General features: G+C 43.0%; 15 protein-coding genes, 1 other RNA gene, 2 pseudogenes and 1 other annotated feature. Of the genes and pseudogenes, 2 read left to right on the top strand and 16 right to left on the bottom strand.

What is annotated here, in order from left to right:
• Window positions 1-11 precede the first annotated feature (11 nt).
• The 5 genes from recD2 to cymR form a co-directional block, all read right to left on the bottom strand.
• Window positions 12-2,396, bottom strand: coding sequence for an SF1B family DNA helicase RecD2 (gene recD2, locus AOQ70_RS01970; protein ID WP_024423121.1), 2,385 nt, complete (start codon window positions 2,394-2,396; stop codon window positions 12-14).
• A 19-nt stretch (window positions 2,397-2,415) separates the two neighbouring features.
• Entirely contained in the window at window positions 2,416-3,069 is a 654-nt protein-coding gene (locus AOQ70_RS01965) for a tetratricopeptide repeat protein (protein ID WP_025092425.1), read from the bottom strand.
• A 60-nt stretch (window positions 3,070-3,129) separates the two neighbouring features.
• On the bottom strand, window positions 3,130-4,248 hold the full coding sequence (gene mnmA, locus AOQ70_RS01960) for a tRNA 2-thiouridine(34) synthase MnmA (RefSeq protein ID WP_039180282.1): 1,119 nt from the start codon (window positions 4,246-4,248) through the stop codon (window positions 3,130-3,132).
• A gap of 94 nt (window positions 4,249-4,342) precedes the next feature.
• On the bottom strand, window positions 4,343-5,485 hold the full coding sequence (locus AOQ70_RS01955) for a cysteine desulfurase family protein (RefSeq protein WP_059374666.1): 1,143 nt from the start codon (window positions 5,483-5,485) through the stop codon (window positions 4,343-4,345).
• Window positions 5,486-5,503: 18 nt separating this feature from the next.
• Entirely contained in the window at window positions 5,504-5,923 is a 420-nt protein-coding gene (gene cymR / locus AOQ70_RS01950; protein ID WP_024423125.1) for a cysteine metabolism transcriptional regulator CymR, read from the bottom strand.
• A 208-nt stretch (window positions 5,924-6,131) separates the two neighbouring features.
• Between cymR and AOQ70_RS01945 the strand changes: the two genes are divergently transcribed.
• The gene (locus AOQ70_RS01945; RefSeq protein WP_059374664.1) at window positions 6,132-7,397 is read left to right on the top strand and encodes a replication-associated recombination protein A; all 1,266 of its coding nucleotides are present in this window, start codon (window positions 6,132-6,134) and stop codon (window positions 7,395-7,397) included.
• 37 nt (window positions 7,398-7,434) lie between these two features.
• On the opposite strand, the gene AOQ70_RS01940 is transcribed toward AOQ70_RS01945, so the two are convergent.
• The 5 genes from AOQ70_RS01940 to AOQ70_RS19640 all read right to left on the bottom strand — a co-directional run bounded on the left by AOQ70_RS01940 (window position 7,435) and on the right by AOQ70_RS19640 (window position 12,162).
• Window positions 7,435-8,199, bottom strand: coding sequence for a tRNA threonylcarbamoyladenosine dehydratase (locus AOQ70_RS01940; RefSeq protein ID WP_039180291.1), 765 nt, complete (start codon window positions 8,197-8,199; stop codon window positions 7,435-7,437).
• A gap of 92 nt (window positions 8,200-8,291) precedes the next feature.
• Window positions 8,292-8,472, bottom strand: a non-coding RNA gene (gene ssrS, locus AOQ70_RS01935) — 6S RNA.
• A gap of 77 nt (window positions 8,473-8,549) precedes the next feature.
• Window positions 8,550-10,328, bottom strand: coding sequence for an aspartate--tRNA ligase (gene aspS / locus AOQ70_RS01930; RefSeq protein WP_099663571.1), 1,779 nt, complete (start codon window positions 10,326-10,328; stop codon window positions 8,550-8,552).
• A gap of 18 nt (window positions 10,329-10,346) precedes the next feature.
• Window positions 10,347-11,621 (bottom strand): histidine--tRNA ligase, encoded by a 1,275-nt coding sequence (gene hisS, locus AOQ70_RS01925; RefSeq protein ID WP_024423129.1) that lies wholly within the window; start codon window positions 11,619-11,621, stop codon window positions 10,347-10,349.
• Window positions 11,622-11,694: 73 nt separating this feature from the next.
• Window positions 11,695-11,933, bottom strand: a binding site (T-box leader).
• A 58-nt stretch (window positions 11,934-11,991) separates the two neighbouring features.
• Window positions 11,992-12,162, bottom strand: a complete 171-nt coding sequence (locus AOQ70_RS19640) for a YrzK family protein (RefSeq protein ID WP_003216250.1) — start codon at window positions 12,160-12,162, stop codon at window positions 11,992-11,994.
• 137 nt (window positions 12,163-12,299) lie between these two features.
• Here AOQ70_RS19640 and AOQ70_RS01920 point away from each other — a divergent pair.
• Window positions 12,300-13,879 (top strand): annotated as a pseudogene (locus tag AOQ70_RS01920) (SH3 domain-containing protein).
• A gap of 98 nt (window positions 13,880-13,977) precedes the next feature.
• On the opposite strand, the gene dtd reads toward AOQ70_RS01920, so the two are convergent.
• The 6 genes and pseudogenes from dtd to AOQ70_RS01890 form a co-directional block, all read right to left on the bottom strand.
• Complete coding sequence (dtd, locus tag AOQ70_RS01915) at window positions 13,978-14,421, bottom strand: D-aminoacyl-tRNA deacylase (protein WP_059374662.1); 444 nt, start codon at window positions 14,419-14,421, stop codon at window positions 13,978-13,980.
• Between the two features lie 18 nt (window positions 14,422-14,439).
• Window positions 14,440-16,650 (bottom strand): RelA/SpoT family protein, encoded by a 2,211-nt coding sequence (locus AOQ70_RS01910; RefSeq protein WP_024427858.1) that lies wholly within the window; start codon window positions 16,648-16,650, stop codon window positions 14,440-14,442.
• A 142-nt stretch (window positions 16,651-16,792) separates the two neighbouring features.
• The gene (locus tag AOQ70_RS01905) at window positions 16,793-17,305 is read right to left on the bottom strand and encodes an adenine phosphoribosyltransferase (RefSeq protein WP_024423133.1); all 513 of its coding nucleotides are present in this window, start codon (window positions 17,303-17,305) and stop codon (window positions 16,793-16,795) included.
• A gap of 23 nt (window positions 17,306-17,328) precedes the next feature.
• A pseudogene (gene recJ, locus AOQ70_RS01900) lies at window positions 17,329-19,652 on the bottom strand (single-stranded-DNA-specific exonuclease RecJ).
• An 81-nt stretch (window positions 19,653-19,733) separates the two neighbouring features.
• Window positions 19,734-20,084 (bottom strand): LapA family protein, encoded by a 351-nt coding sequence (locus AOQ70_RS01895; RefSeq protein ID WP_039180309.1) that lies wholly within the window; start codon window positions 20,082-20,084, stop codon window positions 19,734-19,736.
• Between the two features lie 101 nt (window positions 20,085-20,185).
• Window positions 20,186-20,674 (bottom strand): cation:proton antiporter regulatory subunit, encoded by a 489-nt coding sequence (locus AOQ70_RS01890; RefSeq protein WP_058838998.1) that lies wholly within the window; start codon window positions 20,672-20,674, stop codon window positions 20,186-20,188.
• Window positions 20,675-21,022: the final 348 nt, after the last annotated feature.

Raw genomic sequence — 21,022 nt, 5'->3', positions numbered from 1 at the left:
ATGGAAGCCTTCTACTCATGCATAAAATCAAACGGAGTGATTCCCTCCATGCCAATATTTGCGTCATGTACGCTAAACGGAAGCTCTTTTTGGAGCGCTTCAAGTTCTGCATCCATGATTTGTTCGGTTTGCACAAGCCGCATCGTTAAGGACGTTTGTCTGAGGGAATCCTCATTGTTTTTCACGCCCCACTCCAGCGCTGATTCCTCGCCGCACAATATTAAAAACTTTTTACTTCGTGTAATCGCTGTGTACAGCAGATTCCGCCGAAGCATTCGGTAATAGCTCCTCACAACTGGCAGCACAACAATGGGGAATTCACTGCCTTGTGATTTGTGGATGGAGCAGCAATAGGCATGAGTAAATTGATGAAAATCCTTTTTCGTAAAGGTGATTTCATTTCCATCAAAGGAGATCACGGCCATGTCTTCTTTTTCTGTATTTTCTTTTGCATAAAAAATCGAGACAATTTCGCCGATATCGCCGTTAAAAATATTGTTCTCCGGCTGATTCACAAGCTGAAGCACCTTATCACCAGTCCGGTACACCACATCACCAAACGGGATTTCTCTTCCTTTTGGTTTTTTAGGATTCAAAATGTGCTGCAGCATTTTGTTGAGCTCATTGATGCCTGCTTTTCCTTTATACATAGGTGCGAGTACTTGAATGTCCTTTGCCGAAAACCCTTTTTGAGCAGCATTGCTGACGACTTTCTCAATGACTTCTTTCATTTGATCAGCTGAACATTGAATGAAGGACCGATCCTTTGAGCGTGCAGTAATATCCTTTGGCAGCACACCATTTTTCATATCATGGGCAAGTTCAACAATAGTTGAGCCGTCTGCCTGCCGGTAAATATCTGTCAGAGTAACAGCCGGCACAGCTTTTGAGGCAAGCAAATCCCTTAAAACTTGACCGGGTCCTACAGACGGAAGCTGATGTTCATCCCCTACCATAATCACTTGGATATGATCAGGAATGGCTTTAAACAAATGATTCGCCAGCCAAATATCCAACATACTTGATTCATCAATGATGACAAGCTTTCCTTCAATCGGCTGTTCCTCATCATGCGAGAAGCCCTCCGAACCGTTCCAGCCTAGCAGCCGGTGAATGGTGACAGCTGGAAGCCCTGTTGATTCTGTCATCCGTTTAGCCGCCCGGCCAGTTGGTGCCGCAAGTACAAATGGGAAGGATTCATCTTTTTTATAATCACTTGGATCAAGAGATACACCGTGAAGATCACTGTAAAGCTCGACAATTCCTTTAATGACTGTCGTCTTCCCTGTACCAGGTCCACCTGTTAAAAGCAGCATCGGGGACATGAGTGCCTTTTGAATCGCTTCCTTTTGAGTCGGTGCATACTGGACGCCTAACCGCTCCTCCAGCTCACCAAGTGCAAGCAGGAATTCTGATTCAGGAAATTGATCCGCGTATTCTGTTTGGGAGACGATTTTTTGAATGCGTTTGGCAACACTTTGCTCCGCGTAAAATAAGGATGGATGATAGCAGCGGTCATCTTCAATGATCATTTCTTTTCCTTCGCCAAGTGCAATGATCTGATTGGCAACATCCATTTCAGTCACTTTGTAATCATTGCCTGTTTGGTTGAGCAACTTGCGGGTTTCGACGATCAAATCTTTCGTTTGTATGTACGTATGACCGTCCTGTAGACTGGCTGTCTCCACTGTATATAGCAAGGCTGCGCGAATCCGCTCTGGATCATTACCTGAGATGCCTGTTCTAGCGCCGAGCTCATCCGCCTTAATAAATCCGATCCCCTCAACATCCTTAACAAGCTGATACGGATTTTCCTCGATCTTTTGCAGCGTTTCACTCTCGTACACTTGGTAAATCTTCATGCTGAGCTGCGGACCAAAGCCATATTGATTCAGGCTGATCATGATTTGTTCCAGTCCTTGATGTTCCTGAAGCGCTGCGGCCAGCTTATCCGCCTTCTTTTTGGATAAGCGCGGTACATCGTACAAAACAGCTGGGTCACGCATAATTTTATGAAGCGTCTGATTGCCAAGCTGTCCCACAATTTCTTCCGCCGTCTTTTTTCCTATCCCCTCAAATAAATCACTTGAGAGATAATGTATGATTCCTTGCTTCGTTGTCGGTACTTCCTTTTGAAAATGAGTGGCCTGAAACTGTTCACCAAATTTCGGATGGCTTGTGACTTTGCCATAAAAGGTGTAGGTTTCCTCCTCATGAAGTGCGGGGAAGTAGCCTGTGACAGATGCTGTTTTTTCCTCTAAGTTTTCCGATGTTTCAATGACTTTCACCTTTAACACCGAGTATAAATTACTTTCATTATGGAAAATAACGGCTTGAATGGTCCCCTTTAAAAACGGTTCGTCCTCAAGCTTCATTTGATCTGGATGTTCCTGCACAGGTCTTCCCTCCTTCCATCTATTCTGCTTCTTGAATCAGCTTTTGCGCATGTAGTGCAAGCATATGGTCAGGCTGCACGTCAATGGCTTTACCCAGCATCTCAAGCGCTTCGTCTTTTTTCTCTAAGTACGCATACGCAACCCCTAAATTATAAAAGGCGTCTGCATGCTGCGGATCACGCGTGATGACTTCAGTAAAAGTTGTCACCGCTTCTTCCAGCATGTGTTCATTGGCTAAGCACATGCCAAATTGGAATCTAGCTTCATTATCTTCTTCGTTTAGTTCAACGGCACGCTGAAGATACGGCATCGCAAGCTTTGGCTGCTCTAATTTGATGAGCGTCTGCCCAAGCATATAAAACAAATCACTATTTTCCATGCCCGCTTTTAGTGCTTGTTCAAAATAATCTTTCGCTTTCATAAAGTCTTCTTTTAATGTATACACATTTCCTGCCCCGTAATAGGCTGCGGCAGCAGTGTGATCAAGTTCAATTGCTTTTTGAAAAAAGTTTAAAGCACGTTCAAATTCATTGATACTTGAAAGTAAGTTCGCAAAGTTAATATATGGAACCGGATCCTTCGGGCTTTCTTCGATCGCTTTTGTAAAAGCTTCAGCTGCTTTTTCGATATTCCCTTGATTCAAGGCTTCTATGCCGATTTCGTTATGATTCATTCGCTCTCTCATCCTTTCATTAAAAAACCTCAACAGCGACGTTGAGGTTTTGAAAACATGCTACACATACGACAGCTTTTGACCATCTTTGAAGACATCGTCAATTGTACCGCCGCCAAGACATTCGTCACCATCATAAAAAACAACTGCTTGTCCCGGAGTAACAGCACGAACAGGCTCATCAAAAATAACCATCGCTTCTTGCTCACCTGTCATTTTGACCTTCACATGGTGATCTTCTTGACGGTATCTGAATTTTGCTGTGCACGTTAATTCACCGTTTTCCCCGACAATATGAGGACGAGTCCAGCTGATATTAACAGCTGAAATGCTTTCAGAGTATAAAAGTGGATTGTGGAAGCCTTGTTCAACAAACAAGATGTTTTTCTCCAAGTCTTTCCCAACGACAAACCAAGGATCACCACTGCCGCCAATGCCAAGTCCTTGGCGCTGACCGATCGTGTAATACATCAGTCCATCGTGTTCCCCTTTTACTTCTCCGTCCATTGTCTGCATCACACCAGGCTGTGCAGGCAAATATTGACTGAGGAACGTTTTAAAGTTTCTTTCTCCAATAAAGCAGATACCTGTTGAATCTTTTTTCGTTGCTGTTGCGAGCTCTGCTTCTTTTGCCAATTCACGAACCCTTTTTTTCTCTAAATCACCGATTGGGAACATGACTTTATCAAGTTGTTCCTGAGTCAGCTGATTTAAGAAATACGTTTGGTCTTTGTTTGCATCAAGACCTCGCAGCATTTTGACTTCATCACCAGTTCTATCAACACGGGCATAGTGTCCTGTTGCCAAATAATCCGCACCAAGTGACAATGCATGCTCAAGGAATGCCTTGAACTTAATTTCTTTGTTACACATGACATCTGGATTTGGCGTTCTGCCCGCTTTATATTCATCAAGGAAATATTGAAACACTTTGTCCCAATATTGCTTCTCGAAATTCACTGCATAATATGGGATTCCAATTTGGTTACACACGCGGATGACATCCTCATAATCTTCCGTTGCTGTGCAAACACCATTTTCATCAGTGTCATCCCAGTTTTTCATAAATATGCCGATGACATCATAGCCTTGCTCCTTTAGCATAAGAGCGGCAACTGATGAATCGACTCCTCCGGACATACCGACCACAACTCTTGTATCTTCTGGTCTTTTTGTCATCTTCATCAACTCCAATTTCAATGAAACAACATACGCGTTTCGTTCTTCAGGTGCTTCGCTGTTTCATTTTTCACACACGAACAAAAGGAAGCACTTATTTGGCTAGGCGTTTGACAACAGCTGCTATCTTACGTGCCGCCTGCTTCACATGATCCTCTTCATTCCCAAGACCGAAGCTTATTCTGACTGAGGATGTCAGCTCTTTTGCTTCTTCGCCATACATGGCGCTTAACACGTGCGAAGGAAGGACAGATCCAGCCGTACATGCCGATCCGCTTGAAACAGCAATTCCTTCCATATCTAAATTCACAAGCAGCGATTCAATGGAGACGCCCGGGAAATGAACATTTAAAATGTGCGGCAATGTCTCTTTCGGATGTCCATTGATAGAGAAATTAAGAGATTCCTCTTCGAATACTTGCAGCATAGTTTCTTTGAGCTTACCATAATGCATCGATTTTTCTCTTCTATTTTGCTTCGTTAATTGAACAGCTTCTGCAAGTCCAACAATTCCTGCCACATTTTCAGTGCCAGCACGGCGCTTTCTTTCTTGTTCCCCTCCGAATATTTGCGGAGAAAGTTTCACGCCTTCGTTTACATATAAAAAGCCTGTTCCCATCGGACCGTTCAGCTTATGGCCAGAAGCAGATAAAAGATCAATATGGAGATCTGCTACATCAATAGGCACTGTGCCAAACGCCTGTACTGCGTCTGTATGAAAATGAGCAGTGTGATCATGTAGAAGTTCGCCAATGGCTTTGATTGGCTGAATCACACCTGTTTCATTATTGCCGTACATGACGGTCACAAGAATCGTATCATCTCTCAATGCTTGTTTTAATTGATCAAGATGAATCAATCCCGTTTTGTCCACATCTAAATACGTCACTTCAAATCCTAGCTTCTCTAGGCGTTCACATGTATGCAGCACCGCATGATGCTCTGTTTTCACTGTGATGATATGTTTTCCTTCATGCTGTCTTGCCATGGCAACACCTGTGATTGCCAGGTTGTCCGCCTCAGTTCCTCCGCTTGTGAGGATGATCTCCTGTGGTTTACAGTGTAATTCTCCTGCAATGACTTCTCTTGCTTCATCGAGCCACTTTCTTGCCTCGCGCCCATATGAATGAATACTAGAGGGATTGCCAAATATCTCTGTAAAGTACGGCATCATCTTGTCCACAATACGCTGATCCATCGGCGTTGTGGCTGCATGATCTAAATAGATTCGTTCCATTTCCGGTACACCTCTGATCTAAATATAGAACATATACGAGTCTTGATCCCCGTCATCTGTGTAGCTTGCCAAGTCTTCAAGAGTTGTATTGTCTAGTACGTCTTTTACTGCATCACGAATACGAATCCATAGTTCACGCTTTGCTGGTTCTTCGTTTTCGATGACTTCAACAGGACTAATTGGTCCTTCTAATACACGAATAATATCACCTGCTGTGATCTCGTTTGGTTCATGTGCAAGAACATAGCCGCCATACGCACCGCGGATACTTTTTACAAGACGGGCATTGCGGAGTGGTGATACAAGCTGCTCTAAATAATGCTCAGACAAATCATTGTTTTGAGCGATTGATTTTAATGATGTAGGGCCTTCGCCATGTTTTTTGGCTAATTCGATCATGATCGTTAGACCATATCTGCCTTTAGTTGATATTTTCAAGTTAAACACCTCTGCGTTTTCTATTCTATGTCATCAATTATTTTTCTGATTTCATATACGCTGATATATAGACCAAAAGCAATTATATCATACTTTCAGCCAACTTTCATTTACGGGTACTGAGCATAATAGAAGGACGCAACCCTTTTCTATTTGAAGAAATTTCGGTACTCTATACAAACAAGACATTGCTTTAGGAGAGATAATTATGAAACCTTTAGCGTACCGGATGCGCCCAAGTCATATTGAAGACATTATTGGGCAGGAGCATCTTGTTGGAGAAGGTCAAATTATTAGACGAATGGTCGAGGCAAAACATTTATCCTCGATGATTTTATACGGACCGCCGGGCATTGGCAAAACATCGATTGCAACGGCGATCGCTGGTAGTACTAGCATTGCTTTTCGTACATTGAATGCGGTCATTCATAACAAAAAGGATATGGAAGCTGTCGCCGCTGAAGCGAAAATGAGCGGACAGGTGATCCTTATTTTAGACGAAGTCCACCGGCTTGATAAAGGAAAGCAGGATTTTCTCCTTCCTTATTTAGAAAATGGCATGATCATTTTAATTGGCGCAACGACGGCTAATCCCTATCATGCGATCAATCCCGCCATCCGAAGCCGGACACAAATATTCGAGCTGAAGCCGCTTGAAACAGAGCAAATCAAAGCTGCGTTAACAAGAGCCTTACAGGATGAGCATCGCGGGCTTGGCGGTTATGAGGTGACCGTGGACGATGAAGCGATGAATCATTTTGCCAATGGATGCGGAGGAGACGTGCGTTCTGCTTTAAATGCACTAGAACTCGCTGTCTTATCGACAAAACCTGATGAGACCGGGCATATCAAAATTACTCTTGCCGCAGCAGAAGAATGCTTACAAAAAAAGAGCTTCTCACATGACAAGAATGGTGATGCTCATTATGATGTCCTCTCGGCTTTTCAAAAATCCATTAGGGGATCTGATACAGATGCGGCGCTGCATTACCTTGCCAGACTGATCGAAGCAGGAGACCTTGAAAGCATTTCAAGAAGATTACTCGTGATGGCTTACGAGGACATTGGCTTAGCCAGTCCGCAGGCAGGCCCCCGCGTGTTAAGCGCAGTACAAACAGCAGAAAGAGTCGGTTTCCCAGAAGCACGGATTCCGCTGGCGAACGCAGTAATTGAACTGTGTCTTTCTCCTAAGTCCAATTCGGCATATAAGGCGATTGATGCGGCACTTGGTGACATTCGTACAGGGAAAATTGGTGAAGTTCCAGTCCATTTAAAGGATGCACACTACAAAGGCGCCACTGCACTCGGAAGAGGTGTCGATTACTTATACCCACATGATTACGAGAACGGCTGGGTGAAGCAGCAATATTTACCTGATCCGCTGAAAAACAAGCAATACTATGTACCGAAGCAAACCGGAAAATTTGAAGGTGCATTGAAACAGGTCTATGAAAATTTAAAACGCCAAAAATAAAAAAAGCCCCCTGCATATTAGCAGGCGGGCGGGCTGTTTATTTATCCTTCACACGTGTAATCGGAATATCCTTTAAAAGCTTCATAATGACATGACCACCCATGATCAGTCCGGCAACTGACGGAACGAACGCATTGGATGATGGCGGCATTTGCGCCTTGCGAATCTTCGCTTCATCATTTCCAACTTCTTTTCTGACATCTTCGCGAATGACAATCGGACTTTCATCAGAGAAAATGACTTCAATTCCTTTACGAATCCCTTCCTTACGCAGACGTGTTCTCACGACTTTTGCAATAGGATCGGTATGTGTTTTTGAAATATCATCGATTTTGAAGCGTGTCGGATCTGTTTTGTTCGCAGCTCCCATACTTGAAATGATGTTCACACCGCGGTTCAGACACTCTTTCATTAAATGAATTTTATAGTGAATGGTATCTGAGGCATCAATGACATAATCAAGCGGATACTCAAAAAATTGCTCGTATGTTTCCTCTGTATAAAACATCTTAAGCGCAACAACTTCACATTCTGGATTAATATCAGCGATTCTCGCCTGCATTAAGTCAACCTTTGGCTGGCCAACTGTTGATAACAATGCTGGAAGCTGACGGTTTACATTTGTAATATCAATATCATCTTTATCAACAAGAACAATACGGCCAACGCCTGAACGAGCGAGTGCCTCTACTGCGAATGAACCAACGCCGCCCACACCAAGCACTGCAACTGTACTGTTTTTTAGTATATTTAAGCCTTCCTTGCCAATGGCAAGCTCGTTTCTTGAAAACTGATGTAACAAGTGCCTCACTCCACCTTTATTTAAAATGAATCGAAAGAATCATATCATATTCAGACTTCTCCGTCATCCTTCTCTAAAAGAAAAAAACACAAAAAAGTCCCGATGACGCCGCCAGCATTTCCTTCGTTTTGAACCCCGCACCATGCAGGTGGGTGCTTTCTTCCTGACTTTATAAGTCCTCTAATGAGGCATTTATGCAGAAAGGAAAGGCAAGCTCCCGTATAAAAAAATGTTCGGTCAAAACTAGGTAACCACCGTACGTATCAGGACTTTATTTATTGATTGATGAAAGCATATCATAGGCATATTTCTTTTTCAAGCGTTTACATACCTATAAACATGCACCTATTTTACTGTTTTACTTTTGTTTTAATCGCTAAACTCAGTTCATCAAGCTGCGCCTCGCTCACATGGCCAGGGGCATCTGTGAGAACGCAGCTCGCACTTGCCGTTTTCGGGAATGCAATCGTATCTCTTAAGTTAGAGCGGCCTGCAAGCAGCATCACTAAACGATCAAGCCCAAGCGCGATTCCGCCATGCGGAGGAACACCATGCTCAAACGCATCTAGAAGGAAGCCGAATTGTTCGTAGGCCTCTTCTTTTGAAAAACCAAGTAAGCCAAACATTTTTTCTTGAATGTCCTTTTCAAAAATACGAATAGAACCTCCGCCAAGCTCGTAGCCATTTAGCACAAGATCGTAAGCCTGTGCCTTCATATCTTCTGGGCTTGTTTCAATTAATTCAAGATCATCGCGAACTGGCATTGTGAATGGATGATGGGCAGCATAGAAGCGGCCTTCTTCTTCATCCTTTTCAAGCAGCGGCCAATCGACAACCCATAAGAAATTGAATACAGACTCATCGATCAGTTCAAGCTCTTTACCAAGTTTTAAGCGAAGCGCACCAAGTGCATCATGAACAACAGACGTCTTATCTGCGACAAAGAGTAAAAGGTCGCCTTCTTCAACTTGCAGCTGTTCTTTTAATTCAGCTTGCTTTGCATCATCAAAGAATTTAGCGATCGGACCTTTTAATTCAGTCCCTTCTGCTTTTAGCCAAGCTAGACCTTTTGCACCGTAGTTCGCTGCAAATGCACCAAGTGCATCAATGTCTTTTCTTGAGTAGTTCGATGCAGCCCCTTTTACATTGATGGCTTTCACAGCTCCACCATTTTTCACAGCTCCACTAAACACTTTGAAATCGGAGTCTTTTACCGTATCTGAAATGTTAACCAGCTTCATCTCAAAACGTGTATCCGGTTTATCAGATCCATAGGAATTCATGGCTTCATCGTATGTCATACGAGGTAATGGCAATGTAAGGTCTACACCTTTGACATCTTTCATTACCTTCGCCATCATCTCTTCAGCAAGCGTCATGATGTCCTCTTGACTCATAAAGGACATTTCAATATCGACTTGTGTGAATTCCGGCTGACGGTCAGCACGCAAATCTTCATCTCTAAAGCAGCGGGCAATTTGATAATAACGGTCCATCCCAGAAACCATCAGCAATTGTTTAAATAATTGCGGAGACTGAGGCAGTGCATAAAATTCTCCCTCGTGTACACGGCTTGGAACAAGATAGTCACGCGCACCTTCTGGCGTACTTTTCGTTAAAATTGGTGTTTCAATATCTAGAAAGCCGTTGTCGTCTAAGAAATGGCGGAATGCTTTTGTGACTTCATGTCGCATTTTCATTGTTTCAAACATTGCAGGGCGGCGAAGATCTAGGTAACGATATTTTAAACGAACATCTTCTGATACCTCGTCTGCTTGATCTGAAATCACAAATGGAGGAGTCTTCGCTTCATTTAAAACGGTGACCGTTTCGACTTGAATTTCAATTTTGCCCGTTTTTAAATTTGGGTTGATCGTTGCTTCTTCTCTTGCGACAACCGTTCCTTTAATATCAAGGACATATTCGTTACGAATTGATTCTGCTGTCTCAAGCGCCTCTTTTGATAAGTCTGGATTGAAGACAACTTGTACAATCCCTGAACGGTCGCGCAAATCAATAAAGATTAAACCGCCTAGGTCACGCCTTTTTTGAACCCATCCTTTTAATACAACTGACTGACCGATTTGGTCTTCTGTTACTTCTCCACAATAAAAAGTTCTACCAAACACAAACATTCCACTCCTTCTTTACGCTTTCTGGTGGGCCTTCAACATTTGAATCAGCTCATCAAGCTTCACTTCAATTTGTTCACCCGTAGTTGTATCTTTCACATTCACAATTTGCTGTGCAAGTTCATCTTCACCAAGAACTGCAATAAATTTGGCTTTTAAACGATCAGCTGCTTTAAATTGTCCTTTTAGTTTCTTCCCTGTATAGTCCATTTCACTTGAGATACCTTCTTTTCTCAGACGGTTTAATAAAGAAACAGAATAATCCTTCGCTTCATCTCCGAGAGCAGCAATGTATAGATCAATACCATCTTGCAGAGGAAGCTCAATTCCTTCAGCATCGATCGCTGATAGGAAACGCTCAATACTCATCGCAAATCCGATCCCTGGTGATTCAGGACCGCCAATTCCTTCAACGAGTCCATCATAACGGCCCCCGCCGGCTAATGTTGTAATCGCACCAAAGCCTTCTGCATTACTCATGATCTCAAATGCTGTGTGATTGTAGTAATCAAGACCGCGCACTAAATTTGGATCGACGACATACTCAATGCCTATATCTGATAAGTATTGTTTGACCTTTTCAAAATACGTCCGTGATTCTTCATTTAAGTAATCTTGAATGGATGGAGCTGTTGTCATCAGTTCATGATCACGATCCTTTTTACAATCAAGAATACGCAGCGGATTTTGGTGTAAACGAGTTTGACAGTCGTGACAGAATTCCTCAATTCTTGGCTCAAAGTGCTTGACCAGTGCTGTGCGGTAGTCTGCACGGCTCTCTTTGTCACCAAGGCTGTTAATGACGAGTTTTAAGTTAGAAAGGCCTGCTTTCTCATACACACTCATCGCCAGTGAAATGACCTCTGCATCAATGGCAGGATCTTTGGAACCAATCGCTTCGATCCCAAATTGATAAAATTGACGATATCTTCCTGTTTGCGGACGTTCATAGCGGAACATTGGTCCGATGTAATACAGCTTAGTTGGCTGAGCCGGCTGTGCAAACAATTTATTTTCAACATAAGAACGGACGGTTGAAGCTGTTCCCTCTGGACGGAGTGTGATGCTACGTCCTTTTTTATCTTCAAATGTGTACATCTCTTTTTGAACGATATCAGTTGATTCGCCTACTCCCCGTGCAAACAGCTCTGTATGCTCAAAAATCGGTGTGCGGATTTCTTTGTATTGAAAGGCTGCACATGTATCTCTCGCAATTTGTTCAACATACTGCCAGCGTTCTGACTCTCCAGGTAAAATATCCTGTGTGCCTCTTGGAATATTAAAACTCATTTTTCGTCCTCCTACGACCATCATTCATTTTTTATGTGGACATATAAAAAACCCCCGCCTCTACTATGTGTATAGTAGGGACGAGAGTTATACCCGTGGTGCCACCCTAGTTGGAACATGATCAAGCATGTTCCCGCTCAAATCCTTAACGCAGATTCACGTTCTCCGCCTATTGACTCATTTTTCGAGCGTTCAGCAGGAAACCTACAGAGTGTTCTTTCGTGATAAATGCCATGCGGATTCGCTTTCAGCCTAAGGCGAGTCCTCTCTGCTCACGCAATTTACCCTACTATTCTCTATCATCAGTTCCACATTTTAAATTTTCAAGTGTGTTGATTTATATTATAATAAGGTCGGTGCTGCCACTCTGTCAACCCTTGCCGTGCCTCTTTTTCTTTTCCAGCTCTTCTTTTGACGTACATCCGTATTCAGATGCGGTTTCTTCAAGGAAGCCTGGCTGATCCATTTCGTCGTGCTGCCAGCGGTCGATATCACGATGTCCATTATATTGCACTCGTCCTAATTTTCTGCTTAATCTCATGTTTGTACATCCTTTTATCACATTTTTATTTAGTATAAACAGATTGATTCATTTTTATTAGGGAAACTGCAAGGAATTCATCCACTACATAACGAATTAACATTCATCGGTTTTACAAGGGAGGGGAAAACACCGTTTTGAATCTGAAAAAACACAATCAAATGATGATGCTGCTTACTTGTTTTGTTCTCATCGCGAGTTCTTTGCCTATGACACATGCTACAGCACAAACAGATCAAGCTGTGGTCGCAACAGATGAAATCAATGTGAGAACGGGCCCTGGTTTAAGCTATGGAATTGCAGCTGTTGTAAAACGCGGCGAAAGTTATCCTATTCTCACTGAACAAGGAGAATGGGTGCAGATCCAATTATCAAACGGACAAAAAGGCTGGGTCGTCTCATGGCTGATCACCACATCATCCGGCGCTCAAAAAACAGAGAAACCAAAGGCGCAAAGTCAAAGCACGGCTGGAGGCAGTACCATTACATCGACAGCTTCCGACCTTCGCATCCGGACAGGCCCTGGGACTTCCTATCAAGTGATTGGTACTTTCCCGCAAGGCGCTTCCGCTAAAAAGCTCGAGACAAGCGGCGAATGGACGAAAATTTCTTATAAACAAGCAGAAGGCTGGGTTCACTCTGATTATGTTTCAGGGGGGCAGAAAACTCCTCAATCAAGCTCCGGTGGGTCTTCTCGCTCTAACCAGACAGGCACAGTTGGCGTATCGAGCTTGAATGTGAGGCAATCCGCGGCACCAAATGCACAAGTCATCGCTTCACTTGCCCGCAACACACAGATCACCATTTTGCGAGAGCAGAACGGCTGGTATGAAATTGAGGGGAAAGGCGTAAAAGGCTGGGTTGCAAGCTATTACATTGTCACAGGCAAAGGAGCAGGCTCTGCACCTGAAAAGAGTTCATCCTCTTCGGCTTCTGAGCAAAAAGCGTACATTGTCTATGATGGCACCAACATTCGAAAAAGCGCTTCTACCTCTGCTGGGATTGCAGAAAGAGCAACAAAAGGAACTGCCTATCACATTGTTCGGACGCAAGGTGACTGGTACGAGGTGACACTATCGAACGGCGGGACTGGCTATGTGGCGAGCTGGGTCGTTCAAACGAAGAAAAATAGCAGCGAAGCGCCAAGACCTCAGCATGATTCATCGTCTGGAACTGGTTCTTTAAAAGGAAAAACGATTGTTCTTGACCCTGGTCATGGCGGAAAAGACAGCGGCACAATTGGCGCAGACGGTGCTTTTGAAAAGAACATCACCATCAAAACCGCCAATTTACTAGCAGGCAAATTAAGAGCTTCTGGTGCAAATGTATATTTAACTAGAAGTGACGATACATTTATCAGCCTTCAATCGAGGGTGGCGACATCTCATTACCGAAATGCAGATGCATTTATTAGTCTTCATTATGATAGTTTTATGGACCAAAGTGTTAGAGGAAGTACTGCGTATTATTATCACGCAGCAAAAGATCAGCAATTAGCGTCAAGCGTTCATTCCGAAGTCGCAAAACGCTCTCAAATCCCTGATAAGGGTGTCAAATTCGGAGATTACTTTGTTTTAAGAGAAAACAAACGCCCTTCCCTTTTATATGAACTCGGGTATTTAAGCAATCCTCAGGAGGAAGCGATCATTTATAGCGCCTCTTACCAAGAACGAGTCACAGAAGGAATGACTGAAGGATAAACAAATATTTCCGTTAAAAAGAAAGAGGCCTCTGCGCCTCTTTTTTTATTTGACCACAAAAGAAAAAGACTCTAAACAAACTCCCGCATGAGTTCATCTACAGTCTAAAGAGAATCTATTCTTTGCTGTCCATCAAGATCGTGACTGGTCCTGAATTGGTCAATGACACGTCCATCATCGCACCAAAACGGCCAGTTTCAACATGGATGCCTTTTTCTCTAAGGGTTTTATTGAAACATTCGTAAAGCGAATTGGCTGCATCCGGCTTGGCGGCTTTCATAAAATTCGGCCGTCTGCCCTTTCTCGTATCACCATAAAGGGTAAATTGCGACACAGACAGAACGCTTCCTTTTATGTCCAATAGTGAACGATTCATTTTCCCGTTTTCATCTTCAAAAATACGTAAATGTGCAAGTTTTTCAGCTAAGTAAAGCACATCTTCTTCTGTATCTTCGTGTGTGACACCAACAAGCACCATATATCCATCGCTTATGGCACCTGTGATCTCTTCTTCTACCTTCACAGATGCATTTGTCACACGCTGCACAACAAGCCTCATAGACGATATACTTCCTTTCTAATTCATGAATCGGCGAACAGAGTAAATGTCTTTGATTTGTTTAATGCGTTCGACTACTTTGTGCAAATGATTAATATTTTGGATAAAGATCGCCATATGAATCGTCGCCACTTTGTTACGATCAGACTTCCCAGAAACAGAGGAGATGTTCGTTTTGGTTTCGTTAACTGCTTGAAGCACCTCATTGAGTAAGCCGCGTCTATCATATCCTAATATTTCAATTTCCACATTGTATTCTTTACGGTTTTGAGCAGGCTGCTCATGCTCCCACTCGACCGGAATTAACCGCTCCTGTGCTTCTCCTGTCTTCACGTTCGGACAGTCCTCACGGTGAACAGATACGCCTCGGCCCTTCGTAATAAAGCCGACAATGCTATCGCCAGGAACAGGGTTACAGCACTTAGATAAGCGGACAAGCAGGTTATCAATCCCTTTGACCCTTACGCCAGCTTCCCGTTTTTTCCCGTGATACGTCTTTGGTTCCACCGTCACTTCTTGAACGGTTTTCTCTTGCTCTTCTTGATCTCTTTGTTTTCTTTCTTTTTCCGTTAAACGATTGGCGACTTGTAGTGCAGTAATGCCGTTATATCCAACAGCTGCATACATGTCCTCTTCGTTTGAAAAATTAAATTTGTCAGCCACTTTTTGCAGGTTTTCAGCGGTCAGAATGTCTTTGACATCAAACTCAAGGTTTTTGATTTCTTTTTCTACGAGCTCTCGGCCTTTTTCGACATTTTCTTCACGGCGCTGTTTTTTGAAAAACTGTCTGATCTTGTGCTTCGCTTGGGAGGTTTGGGCAAGCTTGACCCAATCCTGACTTGGTCCGTAGCTGTGCTTTGATGTCAGAATTTCAATAATGTCACCTGTTTTTAGTTTGTGATCGAGTGTGACCATTTTGCCATTGACCTTGGCACCGATCGTTTTATTCCCAATTTCCGAGTGAATTCGGTAAGAGAAATCAATCGGAACTGAGCCCGACGGCAGTTCAATGACGTCTCCTTTTGGTGTAAACACAAACACCATATCAGAGAAGAGATCGATTTTTAACGATTCCATAAATTCTTCTGCATCTGTGGATTCGTTTTGGAATTCAAGAATTTCTCTAAACCAAGAAAGCTTCTTCTGGAAGACCGCTTCTTCCGTTGATTCTGCTGACTCTTTGCCTTCCTTATATGCCCAGTGTGCCGCAATCCCATATTCTGCAATTTCATGCATTTCCACTGTACGGATCTGAACTTCAAGCGGATCACCTTTTGGCCCAATCACCGTTGTATGAAGAGATTGGTACATGTTCGGCTTTGGCATCGCAATATAATCCTTAAACCTGCCTGGCATCGGTTTCCAGCATGTATGGATAATACCGAGCACCGCATAACAGTCTTTAATGCTGTCGACCAAAATACGAACGGCAAGCAGATCATAAATTTCATTAAACTGCTTATTTTGCAAGACCATTTTGCGATAAATGCTATAAATATGTTTTGGTCTTCCAGAAAATTCGGCCTTGATGTTCACCTCAGACACGCGGTCTTTCACTTCATTGACAACCTCGTCCAAGTATTCCTCACGTTCCGCTCGTTTACGCTTCATCAGATTCACAATTCGGTAATATTGCTGCGGATTTAAATAGCGGAGTGCTGTATCTTCAAGCTCCCACTTAATCTTTGAAATCCCTAATCTGTGGGCAAGCGGTGCAAAGATTTCAAGTGTTTCATTTGAAATTCTCCGCTGCTTTTCCTGCGGAAGATGTTTGAGCGTTCTCATGTTATGAAGACGGTCTGCCAGCTTAATCAAGATCACGCGGATATCTTGCGCCATTGCAACAAACATTTTTCGATGGTTTTCGGCCTGCTGTTCTTCTTGTGATTTATATTTAATCTTCCCGAGCTTTGTGACACCATCAACAAGCATTGCTACTTCTTCGTTAAAATGCTCTTTTAAATCCTGTAATGTCACATCTGTATCCTCAACTACATCGTGCAGAAAACCGCCTGCAATGGTTGATGGATCCATTTCAAGGTCAACAAGAATGCCCGCCACTTGAATTGGATGGATAATATAGGGCTCACCAGATTTCCGGTATTGCTCCTTGTGTGCATTTTCAGCATATTCATATGCTCGCTCTATAAATTGAATATGTTCAGCGGACAGGTATTCTCTTGCCTTGTCAATGACCTGCTGCGCCGTTAAAACTTGTTCGTTCGCCATGGAATCACCTTTTTAAATGAAAACTGTATTGTAGTTTATTATCAAGAAAAATTCGATAGATGTAAAGAGAAGAAGTCCGCTAAAAGATTTTTGATAGGAAAAAAGCACCCTTCTTACTGAGTGCTTTTTACGAAAAACTCCATTAGTATTGCATTAACGTCATGATGTCGTAGCCGTCAAGCTTCTTTCTGCCGTCCAGATACGTCAGCTCAATCAAAAATGCAATCCCTGCCACAACGCCGCCTAATTCCTCTACAAGCTTGATGGACGCTTCAATTGTTCCACCAGTTGCCAGTAAGTCATCTGTAATCAGGACACGCTGACCAGGACGAATCGCATCTTTATGAATCGTTAATACATCTTTACCATATTCCAAGCCGTAATCGACTTTAATGACTTCACGAGGAAGCTTTCCTTCTTTACGAACCGGTGCAAAACCTACACCAAGTGCGTATGCTACAGGGCAGCCAATAATGAATCCACGCGCTTCAGGTCCAACAATGAGATCAATGTCTCTTTCCTTCGCGTATTCAACGATCTGATCCGTTGCATAACGGTACACTTCGCCTTTATCCATTAACGTTGTAATATCTTTAAATTGTACACCTTCCTTTGGGTAGTCAGGTACAACTGTCACATATTGTTTTAAATCCATCTTTTCCTTTTCCTCCTCGTACGTCAAAGCACAGGTGAGACTTCGCTCATCATGCTATTCAGCCATTCCTTCAGCTCTTTAGCTGAGGAATATGTTAGTGTTTGATCGAGTTCCATCAATCGTTGTTTTGCTGTATAGGACGCTGATGCCGTTAAATCTTTTTTAGGGGCATCAAGTACTATTGACAGCACACCATTCTCTATTTTAACAAAACCGAGTTCAAAAAACACCTTTGTCATAAAAATGATTGTATCTTTTGTCCAGCCTCTATGTTTGGCAAGCTCCATTCCTTGTTCTTTGATAGGAAAACTTCCCCGTTTAAACAAGAACCCATAAAACCATTTGAATTGATCACGGCTTGGGAAAGAGGACATAAAATGATCTTCTTCTCTTTGAAAAACCGTATAAATTCTGGCAGGCTTCTGATTTTCTAAAAGCTGCTTCAGCAATTGCTCATCTGCCGGAACATCCGCAAAGACCACATACTTTCCGTGTACATCAAATGTTGATACATTTTCTGCATGAACATGATGAATGGGGATATCGACGTTTTGTTTCGTTGCTTCATCAAAACAGACAACCAAAGATTTTTCTGAATCAAGCGTCGAAACTTTCTTCTCCCAATCCTTTTTCCCGCGCAGATCAAACAGCTGCCATTCATCAACTCGTGCATCTTTTAGCTTCAGCTGGGGCTTTTTCCGGTTATTCCATTCATTGACGGACATTTCTCCAATCACGGAAATGCGGCTTCCTGGAACAATTTCTTCTTTTAATTTCCCTTGGTGAAAGCCGACACAGTCAAGCAGCTTGTCTTCGTCTTTCAGAGACATTTTAATATGGTTGTGATTTGCCCCAATTGTTCGGATATCTTCAAGCTTCGCATCTTCAATCATAATGAACGGTTTTGGGTTTGACATACCAAATGGTGACAGCATCCCTGCTTCTTCAATCGCTTGAACCGTCAATTCGTCTACCTTACACACAGCATCGACCCGCTGAATGGGAATAAAATCTTCTTCCGTCAATGTTTCATTGGCATATTGATTTAATCTTTCCCTTAGTAAAGCGACATCATCCGCTCGAAGTGTCATCCCTGCTGCCATCGGATGCCCGCCGAAATGCGGCAGGATGTCGCGGCATTTGCTTAGATGGAAGAATAGATCGAAGCCAGGAATGCTCCGGGCTGATCCTTTTGCCATTTGCGTTTCTTCATCTATTCCAAGCACAATCGCCGGACGAGAAAAAGTATCCGTCAATTTAGAGGCAACAATTCCGACAACGCCCGGATTCCAGCCAGCTTTCGCTACAACGATCGCAGACTGGTCATCGCCTGCCTCTTCCACCATTTGAATGGCTTCTTCTGTGATCGTACTGACAATCTTTTGTCGTTCTTTATTCAGTTCCTGTACAAAACGAGCGAGCTCTTCTGCTTCATCCTTATCCTCAGTCATAAGAAGGTGAACAGCTGGATCTGCCTGTTCAATTCGTCCTACAGCATTCAGCCTTGGCGCAATTTGAAAGCCGACCGTTTCCTCGTTCGCTTCTTCTAAAGTGGCTCCCGCTTCTTTCAATAACGCTTTCAGCCCCGGTCTATTCGACTGACGAAGCTGCATAAGCCCTTTTTTGGCGAGCCATCTATTCTCATCATGAAGCGGTACAAGATCCGCAATTGTCCCGATTGCTGCAAGATCTAACAGCTGAACTGGCAGCTCCCCAAGAAGTGCATGCGCCACTTTAAACGCTACACCTACACCAGCAAGTTCTTTAAAGGGATACTCACAGCCTGGCTGCTTAGGATGGACAATGGCAAGTGCCTCAGGCAGCTCCTCACTTGGTTCATGGTGATCTGTAATGATCAGGTCTAGCCCTATTTCTTTTGCAATACGTGCTTCATTTACAGCAGCAATGCCTGTATCAACCGTGATGACAAGCGATGCTCCTTGCTCCTTGATATATCGAAAAGCCTGTTCATTAGGCCCATAGCCTTCTTTAAACCGATCTGGAATATAAAAGTCTACTATCGCAGACCGCTCTTTTAATGTATGTAAAAGTACAGACGTACTTGTCACACCATCTGCATCATAGTCTCCGAAGATCACAATCGATTCCTGCTCTTCGATCGCTTTGTTGATGCGCTCTACTGCTTCTTTCATTCCTTTTAATAAGAATGGATCATGAAATTCGGCTTTTTGATCAAATAAAAAGACCTCGCCTCTTCTACTTCTTCAAGTCCTCTTTTTACGAGAAGCGATGCAGTCAGCGCTGAAATATTCAGATTTTCAGAGAGTGATTTCACTTTTTCTTCGCTTGGATGTTCATATTCCCAGCGCATTTTGGATAATAACATAAATTCACCCCTCAACCACACTATTATACTAGAGTGGCCTGAGGGGTTTCAATTTTTATTTTATGAAATTGTGCTGGAAGATTATTTTTCCTTCCGGTCAAATGATGCTGGCTGTTCTTTTAAAGGCGTAACATGCGATTTTTTTTGAAGATCTTTGTCTGCCTTTTTCGTCGAAGCAGCAGGTGCAGCGGCTGCACGCTCAGCTTTTAATGCCTTTAGTTCACGTTTCAGTTTCACAATTTGGAAGATCCCTGCAAATGCCACAATCAGTCCGCCCATTAAAACAGAACCGATAATGACGAGGATCAGCGGCCATTCAGCCGTTCCAAATAAGTAGTCTACCTCGACAGGCCGTACATTAATCACGGCAAATACTGAGACAATTAATACGAAAATAAATGCGAGTATGATGGTCCATTGTTGTTTGTTCATCTACAAATCCCCCAAGCTTTTTCTTTTATTCTTCCCTTTTCACTGCCTTTTTTAAACACAGAAAGAAAGCAGCGGAAGAAAACCTATCAGCATGGGCTTCATCAGCTGCTGAGTTTTTCTTTAATCAGGTTCTTTAATTCTTTTCTTTCTCCAGAAATAACAAGGGTATCGCCTTCTTCGATGATGGTATCTGGTCCTGGATTTAAAATCTTCTCGTGTGATTTTCTCATAATGGCGATGACTGTTACTTGATAGTTTTGGCGGACATTGAGTTCACCGATGCTTCTCTGAACAGCTGGTGCATTCTTTTCAATTTTAAACCATTCAATCACTAGATCATCAATGGCTACCTCTACGGTTTCAAGCGCTTTCGGCTTATAGACCATGCCGCCTAAAATAGCCGCAATTTGTCTTGCTTCTTCATCGTTTAGCAGGATACCAGAAATCGTTTCTTCGTGGTCGTCCTCCTGAAAATGATACATTTCTCTTCTGCCGTCATTATGTGTAATGATGGCAAGCTTCTCATTATTTCTTGTGATCATTTCGGCTTTATGACCGATACCTGGCAGTTCAGTTTCCCGAACCTTCATCACAGCCCCTCCAATGAATAAAGCAAAATGCCTTAAACAGACACCCGCTTTCTATACTGATCTAAACGTAAGTCATTATAGCAAAAGACCATTTTAAGATCAATGAAACCCGAAATGTTTTTTCAATAGAAAAAGACTGCCGATAAGGCAGTCTCAGATTGTTGAAAAAGGGCTAAAATGATATTTATTTTAGCCCTTTTTCTTCTTTTCAGCGTGATAGAAAACCTTTGCAGCCCTAGGAAGGACGAGTACCGGAGCGGAGCGAATTTGACATTCGTGAGCACCGGCACGCAGGACCGACAAAGAATGCGAGGGTTTGTCTACACGCTGAGACTGCCAAGGCAACGA

Origin of the sequence: Bacillus sp. AM 13(2015) (assembly GCF_001518755.1) — a bacterium.
Classification (GTDB): Bacteria; Bacillota; Bacilli; order Bacillales; family Bacillaceae; genus Bacillus; species Bacillus safensis.
The sequence above is the reverse complement of the archived record's forward strand: the minus strand, read 5'-3'. Positions and strand labels throughout refer to the sequence as shown.